The organism is Streptomyces sp. NPDC005648 (genome assembly GCF_040605395.1).
Classification (GTDB): Bacteria; Actinomycetota; Actinomycetes; order Streptomycetales; family Streptomycetaceae; genus Streptomyces.
This window is the reverse complement of sequence record NZ_JBEXCS010000091.1, coordinates 19,915-40,849: the sequence shown is the minus strand read 5'-3', so window position 1 is coordinate 40,849 and position 20,935 is coordinate 19,915. Positions and strand designations below refer to the sequence as shown.

16 protein-coding genes are annotated in these 20,935 nt (G+C 72.2%); 9 read left to right on the top strand and 7 right to left on the bottom strand.

Going from position 1 to position 20,935, the window contains the following annotated elements:
* Both ABZT17_RS36210 and ABZT17_RS36205 read right to left on the bottom strand, forming a co-directional pair.
* On the bottom strand, positions 1-1,082 hold a 1,082-nt coding region (locus ABZT17_RS36210), incomplete at its 3' end, for a DUF2637 domain-containing protein (RefSeq protein WP_356355499.1).
* Positions 1,083-1,385: 303 nt separating this feature from the next.
* On the bottom strand, positions 1,386-2,234 hold the full coding sequence (locus ABZT17_RS36205) for a (2Fe-2S)-binding protein (protein ID WP_356355503.1): 849 nt from the start codon (positions 2,232-2,234) through the stop codon (positions 1,386-1,388).
* 168 nt (positions 2,235-2,402) lie between these two features.
* On the opposite strand from ABZT17_RS36205, the gene ABZT17_RS36200 reads away from it, so the two are divergent.
* Together ABZT17_RS36200 and ABZT17_RS36195 are read left to right on the top strand one after the other, a co-directional pair.
* Positions 2,403-3,197 carry a GntR family transcriptional regulator gene (locus tag ABZT17_RS36200; protein WP_356355497.1) on the top strand — a complete coding sequence of 265 codons (795 nt, stop codon included), beginning with the start codon at positions 2,403-2,405 and terminating at the stop codon, positions 3,195-3,197.
* 134 nt (positions 3,198-3,331) lie between these two features.
* On the top strand, positions 3,332-3,628 hold the full coding sequence (locus ABZT17_RS36195; protein ID WP_356355495.1) for a hypothetical protein: 297 nt from the start codon (positions 3,332-3,334) through the stop codon (positions 3,626-3,628).
* Between the two features lie 353 nt (positions 3,629-3,981).
* Here ABZT17_RS36195 and ABZT17_RS36190 read toward each other — a convergent pair whose 3' ends face one another.
* On the bottom strand, positions 3,982-4,764 hold the full coding sequence (locus tag ABZT17_RS36190; protein ID WP_356355494.1) for a hypothetical protein: 783 nt from the start codon (positions 4,762-4,764) through the stop codon (positions 3,982-3,984).
* 117 nt (positions 4,765-4,881) lie between these two features.
* Positions 4,882-6,555 carry a PucR family transcriptional regulator ligand-binding domain-containing protein gene (locus tag ABZT17_RS36185; protein ID WP_356355493.1) on the bottom strand — a complete coding sequence of 558 codons (1,674 nt, stop codon included), beginning with the start codon at positions 6,553-6,555 and terminating at the stop codon, positions 4,882-4,884.
* Between the two features lie 344 nt (positions 6,556-6,899).
* On the opposite strand from ABZT17_RS36185, the gene ABZT17_RS36180 reads away from it, so the two are divergent.
* The 5 genes from ABZT17_RS36180 to ABZT17_RS36160 all read left to right on the top strand — a co-directional run bounded on the left by ABZT17_RS36180 (position 6,900) and on the right by ABZT17_RS36160 (position 13,576).
* The gene (locus ABZT17_RS36180) at positions 6,900-7,790 is read left to right on the top strand and encodes a xanthine dehydrogenase family protein subunit M (protein WP_356355492.1); all 891 of its coding nucleotides are present in this window, start codon (positions 6,900-6,902) and stop codon (positions 7,788-7,790) included.
* Positions 7,790-8,374 carry a (2Fe-2S)-binding protein gene (locus ABZT17_RS36175; protein ID WP_356355490.1) on the top strand — a complete coding sequence of 195 codons (585 nt, stop codon included), beginning with the start codon at positions 7,790-7,792 and terminating at the stop codon, positions 8,372-8,374. Before ABZT17_RS36180 ends, ABZT17_RS36175 begins: the two co-directional genes overlap by 1 nt.
* 2 nt (positions 8,375-8,376) lie before the next feature.
* Positions 8,377-10,770, top strand: a complete 2,394-nt coding sequence (locus ABZT17_RS36170; RefSeq protein ID WP_356355488.1) for a molybdopterin cofactor-binding domain-containing protein — start codon at positions 8,377-8,379, stop codon at positions 10,768-10,770.
* Between the two features lie 159 nt (positions 10,771-10,929).
* Positions 10,930-12,387, top strand: coding sequence for an NCS2 family permease (locus ABZT17_RS36165; protein WP_356355486.1), 1,458 nt, complete (start codon positions 10,930-10,932; stop codon positions 12,385-12,387).
* 37 nt (positions 12,388-12,424) lie between these two features.
* Positions 12,425-13,576 carry an XdhC/CoxI family protein gene (locus ABZT17_RS36160; RefSeq protein WP_356355485.1) on the top strand — a complete coding sequence of 384 codons (1,152 nt, stop codon included), beginning with the start codon at positions 12,425-12,427 and terminating at the stop codon, positions 13,574-13,576.
* Between the two features lie 15 nt (positions 13,577-13,591).
* On the opposite strand, the gene ABZT17_RS36155 is transcribed toward ABZT17_RS36160, so the two are convergent.
* Both ABZT17_RS36155 and ABZT17_RS36150 read right to left on the bottom strand, forming a co-directional pair.
* Entirely contained in the window at positions 13,592-16,006 is a 2,415-nt protein-coding gene (locus ABZT17_RS36155) for a serine/threonine-protein kinase (protein WP_356355483.1), read from the bottom strand.
* Positions 16,007-16,077: 71 nt separating this feature from the next.
* Positions 16,078-16,518 carry an SRPBCC family protein gene (locus ABZT17_RS36150; RefSeq protein ID WP_356355482.1) on the bottom strand — a complete coding sequence of 147 codons (441 nt, stop codon included), beginning with the start codon at positions 16,516-16,518 and terminating at the stop codon, positions 16,078-16,080.
* 198 nt (positions 16,519-16,716) lie between these two features.
* On the opposite strand from ABZT17_RS36150, the gene ABZT17_RS36145 reads away from it, so the two are divergent.
* Positions 16,717-17,931 (top strand): cytochrome P450, encoded by a 1,215-nt coding sequence (locus ABZT17_RS36145; RefSeq protein ID WP_356355501.1) that lies wholly within the window; start codon positions 16,717-16,719, stop codon positions 17,929-17,931.
* Between the two features lie 31 nt (positions 17,932-17,962).
* Here ABZT17_RS36145 and ABZT17_RS36140 read toward each other — a convergent pair whose 3' ends face one another.
* Positions 17,963-18,736: a polysaccharide deacetylase family protein gene (locus ABZT17_RS36140; protein WP_356355481.1), complete on the bottom strand. Its 774-nt coding sequence runs from the start codon at positions 18,734-18,736 to the stop codon at positions 17,963-17,965.
* A gap of 147 nt (positions 18,737-18,883) precedes the next feature.
* Between ABZT17_RS36140 and ABZT17_RS36135 the strand changes: the two genes are divergently transcribed.
* Positions 18,884-20,836 (top strand): APC family permease, encoded by a 1,953-nt coding sequence (locus ABZT17_RS36135; protein WP_356355479.1) that lies wholly within the window; start codon positions 18,884-18,886, stop codon positions 20,834-20,836.
* Positions 20,837-20,935 lie beyond the last annotated feature (99 nt).

The window sequence follows — 20,935 nt, the reverse complement described above, 5'->3', positions numbered from 1 at the left end:
AGCGAGCGCAGGACCTCGTCGGTGTGTTCCGCGAACTGCGGTGCCCTGGTGAGCTCGGCCGGGGTCTCGTCTAACTGGACCGGACTGGCGACGAGACGCGGGAGGGCCATTGTGTCGTCCTCCGCGGTGAGATCGACGGTGATCCCGTCAGAGCCACCCTTGCGGACGGGCTGCAGCGACGGCCGGGAGCGCACGGGCAGCGGTTCCGGCGCCGGTATGGCGGGCTCCGCGGTGGTCTGGCCGGAGGCCCGCTCCAGGGCCTGCGGCTCCGGCCGGCCGCCCCGGCCGACGAACCCGCGGTGGCCCCGGCTGATCGCCTTGAGCTGGGCACGCTCCAGACGGTCGGCCTCCCGGCGGCGCAGGCGGTCCTGCTCCTTCTGCCGCTTGTCCTCGCGCACCTCGTCGACCGCCTCGTCCAGGCTGCGCACGTTCTCCAGGAGCATGAGCGACCAGGCCTTGTAGGTCTCGCGGGGAGCCCGCAGCCAGCGCACGATCCGGATCTGCGGCAGCGGACGCGGCACCAGACCCTGCTCGCGCAGGGCGGCCCGGCGGGTCTGCTTCAGCGCGCGGTCGAACAGCACGGCGGCGGACAGGGACATGCCGGAGAAGAACTGCGGGGCGCCCGCGTGGTCGATACCCCTGGGCGCGTGCACCCAGTTGAACCAGGCCGCCGCACCCGCGAACGTCCACACCAGTATCCGGGAGCCGAGCGCCGCGTCACCGTGGCTGGCCTCGCGCACCGCGAGCACGGAGCAGAACATGGCGGCGCCGTCCAGGCCGAACGGCACCAGGTACTCCCAGCCGTCGGTGAGGCCGAGGTTCTGCTGGCCGAAGCCGACCAGGCCGTGGAAGGAGAGGGCGGCGGCCACCGCCGCACAGCAGAACAGCAGCACATAGGAGGCGGTGCCGTATATGGCCTCCTTGCGCCTACGGCGCTCCTCGCTGCGCTCCCACGAGTCGTCCTTCGCGTGCTCCCCGCCGGACCGCTTGCTGCGCGCGAGCACCGCCACCGCCGCCAGCATGCCCAGGAGCAGTACGGCGCCCGGAAGCAGCCAGTTCAGCGATATGTCGGTCAGTCTCATCTAGGGGTCCCTTGCATTGGGATAGGGCGTAACGCCCGCCATAGTGGCCCAATCCCAACGGCCCTCAGGCGTTTTCGGGGCAAGAGGCCGCCAAGGAAGTGCAAGGGGATGCCCAGGGCGGCGTTCTGCTCGAACTGCCGCTTGAGGGGCGGGAGTTGAGTTCGAATAAGAGTACCCGTACGGGTGGTTCTTCGGAAAGTTCCTGCGACGCGTGAGGAAGTTGTGAAGCAACCGTAACCAAGGGCGGTCCCTTTCGCCAGTGATCTTACGGGACGGCTTTTCGGGCCCGCGCGCGAGGGTCCCTCAACTGGCGGCACCGGCCAGCAGCTTGGCCACCCGGTCCGCGGCACAGGTGCGCGGGCAGGTGGCGCAGGTGTCCTCGGGGCGCACCGTGTAGAACATGCAGCAGCTGGCCCGGTCCCGGGTGGGCAGCGACTCCCCGTCCGGACCGGTGAGCTCCCGGAAGGCGGCCGACCCGACGTACGGCCGGGTGGCCCCCGGCAGCAGCAGCTCCAATTCCCGCGTCGCGCGCCGCTGTTCGCCGAGCAGATGGGCGACGTACCAGAGCCCTTCCACCAGTTCGTCGGTCGCCATGCCCCACAGCGCCCGCCCGCGCCGCCGCATGCGCGGCCCGAACCCGCCGAGCACGGGCTCGAGATGCTCGGCGACGGCGGCCCGCACCTGGGCCCGCAGCGCCTCCTCGTCGTCGACCACGCGAGCGCCGGGCAGCGCGGCGGCCGGGTCGCCCGGCAGGCAGGCGAAACCCGCGGGCCGCACGGCCAGGCGGCCGAGGGAGAGACCGGGGACCGTGCGGTCGTAGGCGACGTGGCTCACGGGGAAGCGGGGGACGCGCCGGTGCAGGAACCAGGGGACGGTGATGAGCAGACAGGCGGGCCAGGCGTACCGGTGCAGCCCGAAACTCGCGACGACGTCCGGGCGGGCCCGGTGTCCGTAGTCGCGCAGGACCTGGGCGTCGTCCCAGGAGAGAAACGACTCGAGCTCCGGCCCGTCCTCCGCCAGTGAGGCGGCACGGACCCAGCCGCCGGTGTGGGGAAACGGTTCCCGGGCGTCGATCTCCGTGATCTCCAGACCGGGAAACACCTCGGTGAGACGGGTGTAAGCGTCTTCCAGGGGCGAGCGGGGCACGGGTATGTGCGCGGGCATACGGGTACCGCCGATCCGGGCTCGATTGAAGGTAAGGCTAACCTTACCCAAGATTATCGGGATTTGAACTGACGGCTTATCCGCTTATGGTGCTTGACGGGCGAGTAACAACCCGCCGTAATGACCCCAAGTACCGACACGTCCGGAGGAGGACCCGTGAGGCAGAGCGCGCACGGCTCGGCGGAGACGGGGATTCCTCAGGTGCGGCCGACGGCGTCGCGGGTGCCGCCGCAGCCGGTGGCGGCGGACGTCGACCGGGAGCGGGGTGTCGCCGCGGGCGGCGCCACGCGGGGCGAGCACACCCACAGTGAGCAGCCGATCCCGGGCCCGCGCCCGGTCCAGCGGGCCTCGGTGCGGGGTCAGATCCTAGCGGCGCTGCGGACCGCCCTGGTGGCGGGCGAGCTCAAGCCCGGCGAGGTGTACTCGGCGCCGGCGCTGGGCGACCGCTTCGGGGTCTCGGCGACCCCGGTGCGGGAGGCCATGCAGCAGCTGGCGCTGGAGGGCGCGGTCGAGGTCGTTCCCAACAGGGGCTTCCGGGTGGTGGAGCGCGGAACCCGTGAACTGGCCGAACTGTCCGAGGTGCGGGCGCTGATCGAGGTGCCGGTGATGCTGCGCCTGGCGCGCGCGGTCCCGGTCGAACGCTGGGCGGAGCTCAGGCCGTCGGCGGAGGCGACGGTGCGTGCCGCGTCGACGGGCTGCCGGGCGACGTACGCCGAGTCGGACCGGGCGTTCCACCGGGCGATGCTGTCCCTCTCCGGCAACGAGCAACTCGTCCGCATTTCCGACGACCTCCACCGCCGCGCCCAGTGGCCCCTGGTCGGCGGGGCGGCCGGCCGGGGCGAGCTGATGGCGGACGCGGCCGAGCACACGGCGCTGCTGGACGCGCTGGTCGCGCACGACCTGGACCTGGTGCGGGCGCTGGTGGGGCGGCACTTCGCGGGCGCGTCCTGAGCTTGTGACGGCGGTCACAGAATCGTAGGTTCCCGGTGACGGTTCCCGACGCCGGGAACGCCCGCCGCCCGCCTCCGCGTGGCATCCCGTACGAATCCGGCACACCACGGTGCCGTACGTCGGAGGTGACACCGATGCCCGACCCGTCCTTCATGGCGCAGCAGCAGGCCCAGCAGGCCGCCCAACAGGCCCACCGCGCCCACCAGCAGGCCCATCACCAGGCCATGCGGCACCACATGAACCACGTCCACCAGGCCGGTCACCGCCCGCCCCCGCCGCACGCCGGCACGTCCCACCGGGGCCGCGGCGGAGGCGTCGTCTCCTTCCTGGTGGTCGCCGTGGTGGCGCTCGCCCTGGCCCGCGACACGGCGCTGCGCGACTCCATACTGGGTTCGATCGAGCACCTGTGGACCAGCGTCCGCAAGAACTAGCGCAGTTGCGTCCACCCGCCGCCTGCCCCCCCGTCAGTTGCCGCTCGCCGCTCGCCGCCCGAGGGGCGCGGTCCGCGGGGCCGGCAGCCTCGGTCCGGGGCCGCAAGACCGTCCGCGGGCCGGGGCGGAGTGGGAGCGTGGTGCGCAGGCCCGGGGCGGGAGCGCCGTGCGCAGGCACGGAGGCGGGATGCGCGAGATCATGCGCGGGCCCCGGGGCGGGAGCACAAGACGGAACGCGGGCCTGGCGCGGCAGCAAGGGCGTGCGGACCCGGTGCGCGGTGGGCAGGACCGTCCGCGGGCCCGGAAGTGAGCCCCCGTGGCGCCTCACGGCCGGGTCGGCACCCGGCGGAGGGCTAGGCCGTCGCGGCGTCCGGGGTCGGGGGGCTCAGTTGGCGGGAGAGCCAGGTGGGGACTCCTCCGAGGAGGCGGAACAGACGGCGTGCCTCCTCGCGCAGCCGAGAGGCCTCCGGTTCCGTCTCCGCGTCCGCCAGGGACGCCAGAGCCGGGGCCGTACCCACCAGGTACCCCAACTCCTCCCGGATCCGCAGCGATTCGGTGAACCCGTGCCGCGCCTCCGCCAACTCCCCGTCCCGCAGCGCGAGTCCGGCGAGATGCCGCCAGGTGAAGGAGAGCAGCAGCGGGTCCGACTGCGCCGTCGCCCCCGCGTGCGCCCGCCGATAGGCGGCCCGGGCCGCCTGCGGGGAGCGGGTCAGGTTCTCGGCGAGCAGCCCGCGCCGGAAGTCCAGCAGGGCCCGCCCCGCGGCCCCCGGAGGGATCAGCGCGGCCGCCCGCCCGAGCGCGGCCCGCGCCTCGTCGGCCCGGTCGCGCACGCCGTGCAGGGTCGCCGCGTAGGCAAGCTGCCCGCGTTCACAAGCGGCCGCTCCGCGCTCCTCGTCGTCGTGGGCGAGCGCCTCCGCCGTGCGCAGCGCGTCCTCCGCCTCCTCCCACCCCTGCTCCGTGTACAGGCATTTCTCGACGAGGAGAGCCGTCCGTTGCAGCGCGAACGCGGCCGTAACCGGTTCCAGCAGCGCGGCCGCGTCGGTCCAGCAGGCGCGTGAGCGCAGCCGCCACACCGCGGTCTGGAGGGGATCGTCACCTGCGGTCGTTCCGGTACCAGACATGGCGGTATGCGCCACGTTGCCCTCCCCGAGCACGCCATCGAGCTATGAGTGGTGGCCGCATCTCAGCACGAATCTCCGCGCCCGGCCAAGGGGGTGGGTGAAGGATTTCACAAAGTCGTGGGACCCGGGGCCTCAGCTCATGCGCAACGCCAGGAAGAAATCCAGCTTGTCCTCCAGTCGGGACAGGTCACGACTCGTCAACTGCTCGATTCGCCCCACGCGGTAGCGCAGCGTGTTGACGTGCAGGTGCAGCCGGGTCGCGCACCGCGTCCAGGAGCCGTCGCAGTCCAGGAAGGCCTCCAGGGTCGGGATCAGCTCGGCGCGGTGCCGGCGGTCGTAGTCGCGCAGCGGGTCGAGCAGACGCGCGGTGAACGCCCGCCGTACGTCGTCCGGGACGAAGGGGAGCAGCAGCACGTGCGAGGCCAGCTCCTGATGCCCCGCCGCGCTGACCCGCCCCGGCCGCGCGGCGGCGACCCGCCGGGCGTGCCGAGCCTCCTCCAGCGCCCCGCGCAGCCCCTCCGCCGAGTGCACCGCCGCGCTCACGCCCAGCGTGATCTGCCCGTCGTCGTCGAGACCGGCCGACAGCGGGTCCCGTACGGACTCCAGGAGCGCGTCGGCGAGGATCCCGGACTCGGAGCCGTCGTGCTCGGAGGAGACCGCGGGAAGCGGTACCAGGGCGATCGCCTCGTCCCCCGTGTGCGCGACAGCGATCCGGTCGGAGGGCTCCGGACCGGTCGCGAGGGGGTCGACCAGGATCTCCTCCAGCAGCGACTGCGCGACCGGCCCCGCCTCGATGTCGGCGCCCCGCCAGTCGACCCGGGCGACGACCACCTGCCAGTGCGGGGCCGCGCCGAGACCCGGCAGCAGCACCGGGGCGGCCACCCTCAGGCGCGCCGCGATCTCGGCGGGCGCCGCGCCCGTCTGGACCAGTTCGAGGACCTCCTGGGCGAGCCGGCGGCGGACCGTGCGGGAGGCGTCCCGGCGGTCCCGCTCGACGGAGATCAGCTGGGTGACGCCCTGGAGGAGGTCGAGCCGCTCGGCGGGCCAGTCGCCCGCGTCCGCCTCCACGGCCAGCAGCCAGTCCGACAGGACCGTCTCCCGCACGTCCCGGGAGGCCTGCGCGGAGCGGCCGCTGCTGCGGATCGGGAAGAGGCTGTACGTCGTCGGGCCGAGCGCCGGCCGGTGCGGGCCCCGGCGTCCGGAGCGGGCGGCGGAGAGGTGCTCGGCGGCCAGCCGGGCGCAGATGTCGGCGGGAAGGGCGGGGCCCGCGACCTTGGAGCCGGCGATGAGCCGTCCGGTGGGGGAGAGCACCCAGGCCCGCAGGTCCAGGTCGGAGCCGAGCAGGTCCAGGACCACGTCCGGGCCGCCGCCCGCCGGGCCCGAGGTCATCATCCGCCGGTGCCGGTCGACCACGGCCGCGAGGTCCCCGGCGCGCTCGCCGCTGACCTGCCGTACGACATGCTCGGTGATCGTCGCGAACGCCACCGACTCGTGCACCGCGAACAGCGGGAGGCGGTTGCGGGCGCAGGCCAGCACGATGTCGTCCGGGATGTCCCCGAGCTCCGCCTCGCCGGCCGCCAGCGCGGCCACCCCGGCCTGCACCAGGATCCGTACGAAAGGCTCCGAGTCGTCGGCGTCCCGGCGCCAGGCCAGACCCGTGAGCACCAGCTCGCCGCCCGAGAGATAGCGGCTGGGATCGCGGAGGTCGGTGGTCATCACACCCCGCACGGTGCGGTCCAGCTCGTCCTCGCCACCGAGCAGCCTGAGGCCCAGCGCATCGGTGTCCAGAAGTGCGCGCAGCCGCATTCTCGTCGCCGCCGTTCTTTGTCTCGAAATCTACGATGAGTCCTGAGGGTGCTCTCAGGCAGGAGCCCGCCGGACGGTGCGGGAGCCGCACTCTTCTACTGCCAGGCTGTTTCCCGCGTTTCTACAGGAAAACAGGGAGGTTACTGATGACCTCCGTTCATACGAATCTACAAGATGCCGGGCCTGGCCAGCCAACTCCTTCATGGTTTCGGTGACTGACCCCGGTGGAGTACGGCGCTGTGTACTGACCTCACTCCGCGTAAACAGCACATGAACGAGCCGGTCCCGCCGCACCCGATCTGGCTCGATCCGTACCACTCACGAGACGAAGAAGAGAGCCGGTCATGGACTTCCTTCGCCCCGCCAGCTGGGAGGAGGCGCTCGCCGCCAAGGCCGAGCACCCCACCGCTGTGCCCATTGCGGGCGGCACCGACGTGATGGTCGAGATCAACTTCGACCACCGGCGGCCCGAGTACCTGCTCGACCTGAACCGCGTCACCGAACTGACCGAATGGGAGATCGGCCAGGAAACGGTGCGCCTGGGCGCCTCCGTCCCGTACACGAAGATCATGGAGAACCTCCGTGCCGAGCTGCCGGGTCTCGCCCTGGCCTCGCACACCGTGGCCTCCCCGCAGATCCGCAACCGCGGCGGCGTCGGCGGCAACCTGGGAACCGCTTCCCCGGCCGGTGACGCCCACCCCGCCCTGCTGGCCGCCGGCGCCGAGGTCGAGGTCGAGTCGGTGCGCGGCACCCGCCTGATCCCGATCGACACGTTCTACACCGGCGTGAAGCGCAACGCGCTCGCCGCCGACGAACTCATCAAGAGCGTGCACATCAAGAAGGCGGACGGCCCCCAGCAGTACTCCAAGGTCGGCACGCGCAACGCGATGGTGATCGCCGTGTGCGCCTTCGGCCTCGCGCTGCACCCCGAGACCCGTACGGTCCGCACCGGCATCGGCTCGGCGGCCCCCACCCCCGTCCGGGCGAAGACCGCGGAGGAGTTCCTGAACGCCGCGCTGGAAGAAGGCGGGTTCTGGGACAGCGGAAAGATCATCACCCCGTCGGTCGCCAAGCAGTTCGCCGAGCTGTGCTCCGGCGCCTGCAACCCGATCGACGACGTCCGGGGCACCGCGAGCTACCGCCGCCACGCGGTGGGCGTCATGGCCCGCCGCACGCTGACCTGGACCTGGGAGTCGTACCGCGGCGCCCGCCGCCTCACGGAGGGAGCCGCGTAATGCGCGTCAACTTCACTGTCAACGGACGTCCGCAGGAGGCCGACGACGTGTGGGAGGGCGAGTCCCTGCTGTACGTGCTGCGCGAGCGGCTCGGTCTTCCCGGCTCCAAGAACGCCTGCGAACAGGGCGAGTGCGGGTCGTGCACGGTCCGTCTGGACGGTGTGCCGGTGTGTTCCTGCCTGGTCGCCGCAGGCCAGGTGGAGGGCCGCGAGGTCGTCACCGTCGAGGGGCTGGCCGACTACGCCGAGCAGCGCGCACAACAGGGGGGCTGTGCCACCGGCGCCTGCGGCACCTCGCTCCAGGACGCCCGGAAGTGGGCCGCCGCGGGACAGGACTCGCAGACCGGCGAGGGCACCCGACTCGCCCCCGTCCAGCAGGCGTTCATCGACGCCGGCGCCGTCCAGTGCGGCTTCTGCACCCCGGGTCTCCTGGTCGCCGCCGACGAGATGCTGGAGCGCAACCCGAACCCGAGCGACGCGGACATCCGCGAGGCCCTCTCGGGCAACCTGTGCCGCTGCACGGGCTACGAGAAGATCATGGACGCGGTCCGCCTGGCGGCCGCCCGGCAGGGAGAGGCGGTCTGACGATGCCAAGCAACGGCGCTCCCCTCGGCACCCCCGCCAAGGTCACCCAGGGTTCGCAGACCAAGGGCGGCATCGGCGAGTCCACGCTCCGCCCGGACGGCACCCTCAAGGTCACCGGCGAGTTCGCGTACTCGTCCGACATGTGGCACGAGGACATGCTGTGGGGCCAGATCCTGCGCTCCACCGTCGCGCACGCGGAGATCGTCTCCATCGACACGGCCGAGGCGCTGAAGACCCCCGGGGTCTACGCGGTCCTCACCTACGACGACCTGCCGACCGACGTGAAGAACTACGGCCTGGAGATCCAGGACACCCCGGTCCTCGCCCACGGCAAGGTGCGCCACCACGGCGAACCGGTCGCGCTGGTGGCCGCCGACCATCCGGAGACCGCGCGCCGCGCGGCCGCCAAGATCAGGGTCGAGTACCGCGAACTGCCCGTCATCACCGACGAGGCCTCCGCGACCGCGCCGGACGCGATCCTCGTCCACGAGAACCGCGACGACCACCACATCGGGCACGTCCCGCACCCGAACATCGTCCACCGCCAGCCGATCGTCCGCGGCGACGTGGCGGCGGCCCGCGCGCGGGCGGACGTGATCGTGACGGGCGAGTACACCTTCGGCATGCAGGACCAGGCGTTCCTCGGCCCCGAGTCGGGCCTCGCCGTGCCGGAGGAGGACGGCGGTGTCCACCTGTACATCGCCACCCAGTGGCTCCACTCCGACCTGCGCCAGATCGCACCCGTCCTCGGCCTGCCCGAGGAGAAGGTCCGTATGACGCTCTCCGGCGTCGGCGGCGCCTTCGGCGGCCGCGAGGACCTGTCGATGCAGATCCACGCCTGTCTGCTCGCCCTGCGCACCGGCAAGCCGGTGAAGATCGTCTACAACCGTTTCGAGTCCTTCTTCGGTCACGTCCACCGCCACCCGGCCAAGCTCCACTACGAGCACGGCGCCACCAAGGACGGCAGGCTCACCCACCTGAAGTGCCGGATCGTCCTGGACGGCGGCGCCTACGCCTCCGCCTCCCCGGCGGTCGTCGGCAACGCCTCCTCCCTCTCCGTCGGCCCCTACGTCGTCGAGGACGTCGACATCGAGGCCATCGCCCTCTACACCAACAACCCGCCCTGCGGCGCGATGCGCGGCTTCGGCGCGGTCCAGGCCTGCTTCGCCTACGAGGCGCAGATGGACAAGCTGGCGAAGAGGCTGGGCATGGACCCGGTGGAGTTCAGGCAGCTCAACGCCATGGAGCAGGGCACGATCATGCCGACCGGGCAACCGGTCGACTCGCCGGCCCCGGTCGCCGAACTCCTGCGCCGCGTCAAGGCGATGCCCCTGCCACCGGAGCGCCAGTGGGAGTCCAGCGAGGGCGCGGACGTACGGCAGCTGCCGGGCGGTCTGTCCAACACCACCCACGGCGAAGGCGTCGTGCGCGGTGTCGGCTACGCGGTCGGCATCAAGAACGTCGGCTTCTCCGAGGGCTTCGACGACTACTCCACGGCCAGGGTGCGCATGGAGGTCGTCGGCGGCGAGCCCGTCGCCACCGTCCACACCGCGATGGCGGAGGTCGGCCAGGGTGGTGTCACCGTCCACGCGCAGATCGCCCGCACCGAGCTCGGCGTGGCGCAGGTGACGATCCACCCGGCCGACACCCAGGTGGGTTCGGCGGGTTCGACCTCGGCCTCCCGACAGACGTACGTCACCGGTGGCGCCGTCAAGAACGCCTGCGAACTCGTCCGGGAGCGGGTGCTGGAGATCGGCCGCCGCAAGTTCGGCACCTACCACCCCGCCTGGGCCGGCGCGGAGCTGCTCCTGGAGGGCGGCAAGGTCGTCACCGACGGCGGCGAGGTCCTCGCCGACCTGGTGGACGTGCTGGAGGGCGAGGCGGTCGAGGTGGAGGAGGAGTGGCGGCACCGGCCGACCGAGGCCTTCGACCTGCGCACCGGTCAGGGCAACGGCCATGTCCAGTACTCGTTCGCCGCGCACCGCGCCGTCGTCGAGGTCGACACCGAGCTCGGCCTGGTCAAGGTCATCGAACTGGCCTGCGCCCAGGACGTCGGCAAGGCGCTCAACCCGCTCTCCGTGGTCGGCCAGATCCAGGGCGGCACGACCCAGGGCCTGGGCATCGCGGTGATGGAGGAGATCATCGTCGACCCGAAGACGGCGAAGGTCAGAAACCCCTCGTTCACCGACTATCTGATCCCCACGATCCTCGACACGCCGACCATCCCCGTCGACGTGCTCGAACTCGCCGACGACCACGCACCCTACGGGCTGCGCGGCATCGGTGAGGCGCCCACCCTGTCGTCGACCCCGGCCGTCCTCGCGGCGATCCGGGAGGCGACCGGGCTGGAACTCGACCGCACGCCGGTCCGTCCGGAACACCTCACCGGCATGTGACCCGCGCGGGTCTCCACCGGCGAAGCGTCCGGGGGGAGTTCACCCCCCCCGGACCCCCGATTGTTCGTCTCGGGCCGTCCCCCGGGTCGTCCATTCCCAAATCCCGCACCTCGCCGCAGGCGATGGCGGGTGTCCCTTTGAACCTTGGGAGATGGCCCCATGACCCAGCAGTCAGTGGAGCCGAGGACCACGGCCGAGGACGCGGGCGAAGGAACCCGCGTCCCGGCCGGCAGGTCCTGGCTCGACCGGTACTTCCACATATCCCGGCGGGGATCCACGCTCGCGCGCGAGGTGCGCGGAGGCGTCACCACCTTCATGGCGATGGCGTACATCCTCCTGCTCAACCCCCTGATCCTGTCCGGCAAGGACGCGGCGGGGGACACGCTCGGCCAGAAGGCCCTCATCACGGCGACCGCCTTCGCCGCGGCCTTCACCACCCTGCTGATGGGCTTCGTCGGCAAGGTCCCGCTCGCGCTCGCCGCCGGCCTCTCGGTCTCCGGCGTGCTGTCCTCGCAGGTCGCCCCGCAGATGACCTGGCCGCAGGCGATGGGCATGTGTGTGATGTACGGCGTGGTGATCATGCTGCTCGTCGTCACCGGCCTGCGCGAGATGATCATGAACGCGATTCCACTGGCGCTCAAGCACGGCATCACGATGGGCATCGGCCTGTTCATCGCGCTCATCGGTTTCTACAAGTCCGGCTTCGTGCACCAGGGCAGGGCCACCCCGGTCACCCTCGGCCCCGCGGGCGAACTCGCCGGCTGGCCGGTGCTGTTGTTCGCCGGCACACTGCTGCTGATCTTCATGCTCCAGGCCCGGGGCATCCCCGGAGCGATCCTGATCGGAATCATCAGCGGAACCGTTGTCGCCGCGATCCTCAACACCGCCGGCGTCATCGACCCCAAGGCCTGGGCGAACGGCGCTCCCGAACTGCACGGCAGCGCGGTCTCGATGCCCGACTTCTCCCTCATGGGCCATGTCGAGTTCGGGGGCTGGGGCAAGGTCGGCGCGATGACCGTCGGCATGATCGTCTTCACACTCGTGCTGGCCGGCTTCTTCGACGCGATGGCCACCATCATCGGCGTCGGCACCGAGGCCCGACTGGCCGACGACAAGGGCCGGATGCCGGGCCTGTCCAAGGCGCTGTTCATCGACGGCGCGGGCGGCGCGATCGGCGGGGTGGCCGGCGGCTCCGGCCAGACGGTGTTCATCGAGTCGGCGACCGGCGTAGGCGAGGGCGCCCGTACCGGACTCGCGTCGGTCGTCACCGGCCTCTTCTTCGCCGCCTGTCTCTTCTTCACGCCGCTGACGGCGATCGTGCCGCAGGAGGTCGCGTCCGCCGCCCTGGTGGTCATCGGCGCCATGATGCTGATGAACGCCCGGCACGTGGACTGGGCCGACCGCGCCACCGCCATCCCGGTCTTCCTGACGGTCGTCCTGATGCCCTTCACCTACACCATCACCACGGGGGTCGCGGCCGGTGTCGTCTCCTACGTCGCCATCAAGGCCGCGCAGGGCAGGGCGCGGGAGATCGGTGCCTTCATGTGGGGCCTGACGGTGATCTTCCTGATCTACTTCGCGCTCCACCCCGTCGAGAGCTGGCTGGGCGTCCACTAGCCAGCGCCGTATCCAACCGCTGTGAGGAGACCGAGAGATGCTGGACATCGCCGAGGAGCTGAACCGGTGGGCCGGGCAGGGGCGCGACTTCGCCGTGGCCACCGTGGTGGCCGTCGGCGGCAGCGCCCCGCGTCAGCCGGGAGCCGCCCTCGCGGTGGACGCCGACGGCACGGCGATCGGCTCGGTCTCCGGCGGCTGTGTGGAGGGCGCCGTGTACGAGCTGTGCCGGCAGGCGCTCGAGGACGGCGAAACCGTTCTCGAGCGTTTCGGCTACAGCGATGAGGACGCCTTCGCCGTCGGTCTGACCTGCGGCGGCATCATCGACATCCTCGTCACTCCGGTGCGGGCCGGTGACCCCGCCCGCCCGGTGCTCGCGTCCGCGCTGACCGCCGCCGCCCGGGGGGAGGCGGCGGCGGTGGCGCGGATCGTGTCGGGACCGGCCGAACTGCTGGGCCGCGCCCTGCTGGTGAGCCCCGAGGGCTCCCACGAGGGTGGCTTCGGCGCCCACCCGGAACTGGACCGTGCGGTCGCCGCCGAGGCCCGCGCCTACCTGGACGCCGGCCGTACCGGCACCCTGGAGATCGGAGAGCAGGGCTCTCGTTGCGGAGCGCCGCTCACGATCCTGGTCGAGTCCTCCGTCCCCCCGCCCCGGATGATCGTCTTCGGCGCGATCGACTTCGCGTCGGCCCTGGTCCGGATGGGAAAGTTCCTCAACTACCACGTGACGGTGTGCGACGCCCGCCCCGTCTTCGCGACGAGGGCCCGCTTCCCGGACGCGGACGAGATCGTCGTCGAGTGGCCGCACACCTACCTGGAGCGCACCCAGGTCGACGCCCGGACCGTCCTGTGCGTCCTCACCCACGACGCCAAGTTCGACGTCCCCCTGCTCCAGCGGGCCCTGCGCCTCCCGGTCGCCTACGTCGGCGCCATGGGCTCCCGCCGCACCCACCTCGACCGCAACGAGCGCCTGCGCGAAGTCGGCGTCACAGAGCTGGAGCTGGCCCGGCTGCGCTCCCCGATCGGCCTGGACCTCGGTGCCCGTACCCCCGAGGAGACGGCGCTGTCGATCGCCTCGGAGATCGTCGCGGGCCGCCGCGGCGGCAGCGGGGTCTCCCTCACCGGCGCCCACACCCCGATCCACCACGACGCGGCCTCGCTCCCGGCCCGGCGCATCGGTTCGGTGGCCTGAGAGGTACGACGGCCATCAGCCCGAGGCCGGGTCCGCGGCCGGCGTCGGCACCACGGTCCCCGCGCCCGACGACTTCCCCGTCCCGCCCGAGCCGGGCGAGGAGCCCGGCGTGGTCGAGACCGAGGCGCCGTCGCTCGTACCGGAGCCGGGCGACTCGTCGCTCGTGCCCGGACCCGGTGACTTGTCGGTCGCGCCCGAGCCGCCCGGCGCCACGACCGCGGGCCGGTCCGGACGCACCGAGAAAGCGGTGTCGCCCGCGACCGCCACGATCGCGTCCCGGACCCGCACCACGAAGGGCACCGTCTGGGAGGCCGAGTCGCCCGGGTCGGGGAGCGCGGCCGTGCGCCAGCGCACCGCCCCCGTCGCCCGGTCGAGGGCCAGCAGACGGCCGTACTCGTTCGACAGGTACAGCGTGTCGAACGTCGCGGACCCCACCGGCGTCGACAGGTTCTCGACGTCCGTGGTGCGCTGCCACAGCCGCGCGCCGTCGGTTCCACGGACGGCGGTGACCGTGCCGTTGGGCCGGACGAAGTAGACGACCCCGTCGATCAGGGTGGCCGTGCCGCGCGCCCCGTCCCGCAGCGGCAGCCGCTGCACCCGGCCGGTGCCGGGGTCCACACGCAGCAGCGCCGAGAACGGACGGTCGCCGTCCGGGGCCGACTGGTACCGCTGCGCGTCCGGTGCGGCGAGCAGCGGTCGTCCGCCCACCACGCCCAACGCCTGGGCACGCACCGGGAGATGGGCGATCTCCTCGGCGGTGCCGTGCGCCGGGTCGAGACGCAGCAGGCTGTCCGTGCCGGAGCCGGGGTCGTCGGCGTCCGAACACAGGCCGTACGGGGCGCCGCCGAACACGGCGGGGACGCAGTAGGTCCCGGACGACGACTTCGACGGCGCGGTCCACAGCTGCCGGCCCGTCCCGTCGTAGGCGACGAACTCCGTCTTGTCGTTGTTCAGCGTCAGGATTCCCCTGCCGAACAGCAGGGCCGGCTCGTCCTCGGTGACCGGGCGGGCCCACAGCTCCTTGCCGGTGGCCGCGTCCAGGGCGACCAGCCGGCGGGCGACGTAGGTCTCGGTCGAGTCCGGTTTGCGGTAGGTGTAGACGTGGCCGTCCCGGACGCCGATGGGCCGCGAGGTCTCCGGGCTGGTGCCATGACGCCAGACCACGCGGCCGGACGAGGCGTCGAGCCTGGCGACCGTGAAACCGGTTCCGGCGCAGTACACGGCGGTCGAACCGCTCGGCACACAGCCGGACTCCAGATAGTCCAGCGGATCGCCCCGCTTGTCGGTGAGCAGGCTCGTCCGCCAGGGTTTCCAGCCGGCCGGCAGGCCGGGTGCGGGGGCGCCGGTGGAGCTCGTGTGCGGAGAGGGCGACGCCTCGGACGGGGTGGCCCGGGAGATGTAGTGCAGCGTCGTGAGGCCGCCGAGACCCACGGCCAGGGCCGTACCGACGCCGACGAGGATCCGCCGTACCCGCCGGCCGCCGCCGCTGCCGCGTCCTGCCCCGTTCGCCGGCGGTGCGCCGCGCGGGCCCGAACGCGGTTTGCGGGACCGCCCGTCGCCCGCCCCAGTGAGGCCGGGCACGGTGTGGGCGCTCGCGTACTCGGGCACGGCGAAGGAGCCGGCGTCGTCCGGCAGCGTCCGCAACAGCTCGTGCAACTCGGCCAGTCGGGGACGCGCCTCGGGGTCCTTGTCGAGACAGCGCGCGGCGATACCGCGCAGCGGCTGGGCGACCCCGTCCAGTTTCGGCTGCTCGTGCATGACCTGATAGCCCGTCATATACGGGCTCCCGCCGTCGAAGGGACGGTTCCCGGTCGCCGCGTACACCAGCAGCGAGCCCAGCGAGAACACGTCCGAGGCGCCGGTCACCTCCTTCGGCGCCGCGAACTGCTCGGGGGACATGAAGGGCGGGGTGCCGATGAGCCGGCCGGTGACCGTGAGGTCCTCGTTGTCGGCGGCGCGCGAGATGCCGAAGTCGATGACGCGCGGCCCGTCCTCGGCCATCAGGACGTTGCTCGGCTTCAGGTCCCGGTGGACCATGCCGACCCGGTGGATGTCCCGCAGCGCCTCGACGAGCCCCAGCGCCAGGGTGCGCAACGCCCGCCCGCCGAGCGGCCCCTCCTCGGCCACCAGCTCGGCCAGCGTCCGCCCCGGCACGTACAGCGTCGCCATCCACGGCTGCTCGGCATCCGGATCGGCGTCCACCACCGGCGCGGTGAACGCCCCGCTCACCCGCCGCGCCGCCGCGACCTCCTGCCGGAACCGCGCCCGGAACTCCTCGTCCAGCGCGTACTGCGCGTGCACGACCTTGATCGCGACCTGCCGCCCGGAGGCGGAGAGCCCGAGGTGTACGACGCCCATGCCGCCGCTGCCGAGCCGGTCGAGCAGCCTGTAGCCGCCTATGGACCCAGCGTCCCCGGAGCTCAGCGACATACGGCCGGTCACCTTCCCGAATAGCGGTGCCTGGACGGAGAGTTCAGGGACCTCACCCTAGCCCGCGGCCCTCACCCCCTCCTCAGCAGCCGGTTCACCGCCCGCCCGAACACCAGCCGCGCCGCCCGCTCCAGCACCGGATCGAACAGCCCCGGCAGCCACCGGACCCCCAGCTCCTCCCGCCACACCACCCGGCTGCGCCCGCCCGGCCCCGGCCGCACCTCGATCTCCGCCCAGCCCCGCACCACGCGCCCCCGCTTCTCCAGACGGCACATGCCGGGCCCGTCGTCCGTCGGTGGACGCCAGACGGTGACCTCCATCCGGTCGTCGAAGGCGAACGGACCGAGCCCCGAGCGGGCGACGACGACGGTGCCCTCGCCGGTGGGCGGAGGCGTGAGCACGGTGACCCGGGTGAGCGGGACCACCTCGCCGTGGCGGTGCCACTCGGTGAGGCGGCGCCAGGCCTCGGCCAGGGGGAGCGGCACCGTGCGTTCGAGGAGGAAGTTGACCACGTGACGAATCGTAGGGAATCCGGGCCGCTCGGAACCGTTTTCATGTAGCTGTCACGCAGTTGGCGCAGTGGTGTGACCGGCGGGACCTCTTCCGCCCCGGACGGGGCCCCGGGCCGGTGTGTGAAGACACCTACCGCATGCGCGCATCCGTACGGCACCATGAGCGCGACCCGCACCACCGCCGGCCGGAGGGCGCTCATGGACCGTCAACTGCACGGCTCACTCGACGAGTTGCAGCGCGATCCGTACCCGCACTACGAACGGGCCCGGGCCGCCGACGGCCTGACCCATGTCGCCGAGCTGGACGCCTGGCTGGTGGCCCGCGACGCCGACGTACGCGAGGTCCTGCGCCGACCGGAGGACTTCTCGTCGGCGAACGCCCTCGTCCCCGACGTCATGCCCGCGCCGGCCGCGCTCGCCGTTCTCGGCGGCGGGTTCGGCGGGCGGCCGGTCGTCGTCACCTCCGACGGCTCCCACCACCAGCGGCTGCGCGCGCCGATCGTGCGCGGGCTCTCGCCGGCGAGGGTCGCGGCCGTCCTGCCGTACGCAGCCGAGCGGGCCGCCGCTCTGGTCGACGGGTTCGTGAAGGACGGGCACGTCGAGCTGATGTCCGCGTACGCCCGCAGACTCCCGGGCGAGGTCATCGGTCGGATCGCCGGTCTCGACCCCGCCGATGTGCCGGTCGTCGTGCACGGCGGTCATCGCGCCGAGGAACTGCTCTTCCGCCCGCTGGAGGAGGCCGAGCAGATCGCCGCGGCCGAGGACGCGGTCGCGATGCAGCTCGTCCTGGACCGGTACGCCCGTGAACGGCACGCCGACCCCCGCGACGACCTGTGCACGGAACTCGTCCACTCGGTCGTCGGCGAGGGCGAGTTGACCCTGGAACACCGCCATGAACTCGTCGCCCACCTCCAGAACCTGTTCATCGCCGGGCATCTGACCACCACCGCCCTGATCGGCACGACCGTCCTGCACCTCCTCAGGCACCCGTCCCAGTGGGAGCTGCTCCGTGCCGAACCCGAGCGGATTCCCGCCGCCGTCGAGGAGGCCGCCCGCTACGACGGCGCCCTGCAGGGCTTCCGCCGGGTCACCACCCGTCCCCTCACCCTGGCGGGCACCGAACTCCCGGCCGGTGCAACGCTGTTCCTGGCCTTCGGCGGCGCCAACCGGGACCCGGCCCGGCATCCCCGCCCCGACGAGTTCGACATCACCCGGCCTCCGGTGCGCCACCTCGCCTTCGGTCTCGGCGTCCACGGCTGCCCCGGCTCACAACTGGCCCGCGAGCAACTCCGCCTCACCCTGGAGGAGTTGACCCGCCGCCTCCCGGGCCTGCGGCTCGCGGCAAACCGTCCGGTCGTCATGCGGCCCACGATGATCCACCGCTCGCCGGAGGAACTGCATCTGACCTGGTGAGTCGCCGGACGGCCGGTGGTGTGTCCGGGCGCTACGGCCGGTACACCTTTCCGGGCTCGGGCTTCCCGGGCGCGAGCAGCTGGGGCACGGTCACGAACACGTACCCGCGCTCCTTGAGCGCGTCGATGATGCCCGGTACCGCGGGCACGGTGCCCCGGTAGATGTCGTGCAGCAGGATGATCCCGTCCCGGGAGGCCTGCGCCAGGACGCGCCGGGTGATGAGGGCGGAGTCGGTGGTCGTGTAGTCCTTGGCGGTCACGCTCCACAGCACCTCGGACATGCCCAGCTCCTTGCAGATCTTCTGCACGGTGGCGTCCGTACGGCCCTGCGGCGGGCGCATGAGGGTGGGGCGGTGTCCGATGAGGCGCTCTATCGCCTCGTTCGGGCGCTCCAGCTCGTCGCGTATCTGCTCGGGTCCTATCCGGGTCAGGATCTTGTGGTCCCAGGTGTGGCTGGCCACCTCGTGGCCCTCGGCCGCCATCCGTCTGACCAGCTCCGGGTACTTCTCGATGTGGCGCTTGCCGAGGAGGAAGAAGGTCGCGGGAACGTGTTTCTCCTTCAGGATGTCGAGCAGCCGTGCCGAGTTCTCGCTGGGCCCCGCGTCGAAGGTCAGCGCGATGCACTTGGCCTCACGGCAGTCCACGGTCCCGAACCGCGCCTGCGCCGAGACATGGGAGCGGGCGGCGCTGGGCGCGGTGGTGTCGACCTTCGCGCACCCCGTGATCGCCAGGGAGGCGGCGGCGGAAATCACGGCGACGGCACGCAACCCGTGCGCCCTTTTCCTCATCTTGTTGGTCAGAGACATGTCAGGACTATACATAGCGATTATACATACTATGTATAGCTGATGGCCATGCCGTCGGCGGCCGGCCGGCGCGGCTTTACACCCGCTTGGCCCTCCGCCGGGGTGGCCTGACGCGCAGGTGGCGGGAACCTCGCTGTCATGGGCCTCATGTCCACGAACGACTCCGTCCCCGGCCTCGGCGAGCCGCTCGGCTACCGCCTCAAGCGCCTGCTGCTGGGCCCGCCGCTGGCGAGCGCGCGCATCCGTCACGAGAAACTCGGCAACCGCACCGCCCTCGGCGTCCTGGCCTCCGACTGCATCAGCTCCTCGGCGTACGGCAGCGAGGAGATGCTGCGCGTGCTGGTCCCGGTCGTCGGGGTCGCCGCGTTCACGCTGCTGATGCCGGTGACGGGCGCCGTGCTGTGCGTCCTCGTACTGCTGACGCTCTGTTACAGCGATGTCGTCATGATCTACACCCGGGCCGGCGGCTCGTACGTGGTCGCCCGGGAGAACCTGGGCCCCGACATCGCCCAGGTCGCGGCCGTCGCGCTGCTCGTCGACTACGTCGTCACGGTCGCCGTCCAGGTCTCGGCCGGCACCAACGCGCTGATCTCCCTCGCACATCTGGCCGGCGGCGGCTGGACCGGCCTCGACCACCTCCAACTCCCGGTCAGCGCGGTGGTCGTGGTGTTTCTGGCGTACGGCAATCTGCGCGGGCTGCGGGAGGCGGGCCGGATGTTCGCGGCGCCCGCGTATCTGTTCATCGGCTCGGTCGGCCTGGTGCTCGCCGTCGGTGTCGCCCGCTGGGCGTTCGGCGATCTTCCGCGGGCCGACGTGCACGCCGCCGGGGCCGTCCCCCTCGGCACCGAGGGCAACGGCTGGCTCTACGGCGCCTCCCTCTTCATGGTGCTGCGCGCGTTCGCCAACGGCGGCTCCTCGCTCACCGGTCTGGAAGCGATTTCCAACGGGATTTCCGTCTTCCGTGAACCCCAGGGCCGTAACGCCCGCCGGACTCTCGTCGCCATGAGCTGCGCCCTCGGCGTCCTGGTCCTCGGTGTCTCCGGCCTCGCCCGCCTCACCCACGCGATCCCGTACACCGACGGCACCCCGACCGTGCTCGCCCAGGAGGCCCACCTGGTCTTCGGGCAGTCCTGGGCGGGCACGGCCGGACTGACCCTGGTCCAGCTGGCCACCGCGCTGATCCTCTACACCGGCGCCAACACGCCCTTCACGGGCTTTCCCCACCTGGCCAGCTTCGTCGCCGAAGACCGTTTCCTGCCCCGGCAGCTGACCCGCCGCGGCCACCGCCTCGCCTTCTCCAACGGCATCATCACCCTCTCCGTGGTGGCCCTCGCCCTGCTCCTGGTCACCGACGCCAACGTGGACCGGCTGGTCGCGCTGTACGCCATCGGCGTGTTCACCGCGTTCACCATGGCGGGCGCCGGTCTGACGGCCTATCACCTACGGCGCCGGGAGCCGGGCCGCGCCTGGAAGATCGCCGTCAACATCTCGGCCGCGACGGTCTCGGCGGCCGTCGTCCTGATCTTCGCCGTCACCAAGTTCGCCGAGGGCGCCTGGCTGGTCGTCGTGGTCTTCCCGCTCGGCGTGTGGACACTGATCCGCATCAACCGCGAGTACCGCGCCGAGACCACAGCCCTCCAGTCCCTGCCGCCCGCCCGGGAGAGCGACCGCGCCCACTGGCGCCGGCACATCGTCCTGGTCCTGGTCGACACCTTCGACCCGGCGGTCTTCCAGGCCCTGCGCTACGCCCACGAACTGCGGCCGGGCGAGGTCAGGGCCGTGCATGTCGCCGTGGACGCCTCGCGCGCCGCGCGCCTCGCGGCCCGCTGGCAGGCGACGGACGCGACCGACGTCCCTCTGGAGCTCGTCGACTGTCCCGACCGCCGTCTCGTCCGCACCCTGACCGACCTGGCCCGCGCGACCACGGCCGACGGCGACACCGCCCTCACCCTGCTCCTCCCGCACCGCGCCTACCCGACCCTCCTAGGCCGTCTGCTGCACCGCGGCACGGCCGAGAACCTCGCCCACGCTCTCGGCAACCTCCCCGCGGTGGCGGTCACCGTCCTGCCGTACGCCGTGGGAACGGACCGCCCCGCCTGACACACCCGCACCCCCGCCCAGGGCAGGCCCACCCACATCACCCCGCCCCCAAGCGCAGGCCGCCGGGCCGCGCAATGGGCCCGGCGGCGCGAGGGGCAG

Bases quoted from the DNA above. Each gene is read 5' to 3' on its own strand.
- ABZT17_RS36195 (WP_356355495.1), top strand. From the start codon at position 3,332: ATGCCCGACCCGTCCTTCATGGCGCAGCAGCAGGCCCAGCAGGCCGCC.
- ABZT17_RS36185 (WP_356355493.1), bottom strand. From the start codon at position 6,555: ATGCGGCTGCGCGCACTTCTGGACACCGATGCGCTGGGCCTCAGGCTG.
- ABZT17_RS36180 (WP_356355492.1), top strand. From the start codon at position 6,900: ATGGACTTCCTTCGCCCCGCCAGCTGGGAGGAGGCGCTCGCCGCCAAG.
- ABZT17_RS36175 (WP_356355490.1), top strand. From the start codon at position 7,790: ATGCGCGTCAACTTCACTGTCAACGGACGTCCGCAGGAGGCCGACGAC.
- ABZT17_RS36170 (WP_356355488.1), top strand. From the start codon at position 8,377: ATGCCAAGCAACGGCGCTCCCCTCGGCACCCCCGCCAAGGTCACCCAG.
- ABZT17_RS36165 (WP_356355486.1), top strand. From the start codon at position 10,930: ATGACCCAGCAGTCAGTGGAGCCGAGGACCACGGCCGAGGACGCGGGC.
- ABZT17_RS36160 (WP_356355485.1), top strand. From the start codon at position 12,425: ATGCTGGACATCGCCGAGGAGCTGAACCGGTGGGCCGGGCAGGGGCGC.
- ABZT17_RS36155 (WP_356355483.1), bottom strand. From the start codon at position 16,006: ATGTCGCTGAGCTCCGGGGACGCTGGGTCCATAGGCGGCTACAGGCTG.
- ABZT17_RS36145 (WP_356355501.1), top strand. From the start codon at position 16,717: ATGGACCGTCAACTGCACGGCTCACTCGACGAGTTGCAGCGCGATCCG.
- ABZT17_RS36140 (WP_356355481.1), bottom strand. From the start codon at position 18,736: ATGTCTCTGACCAACAAGATGAGGAAAAGGGCGCACGGGTTGCGTGCC.
- ABZT17_RS36135 (WP_356355479.1), top strand. From the start codon at position 18,884: ATGTCCACGAACGACTCCGTCCCCGGCCTCGGCGAGCCGCTCGGCTAC.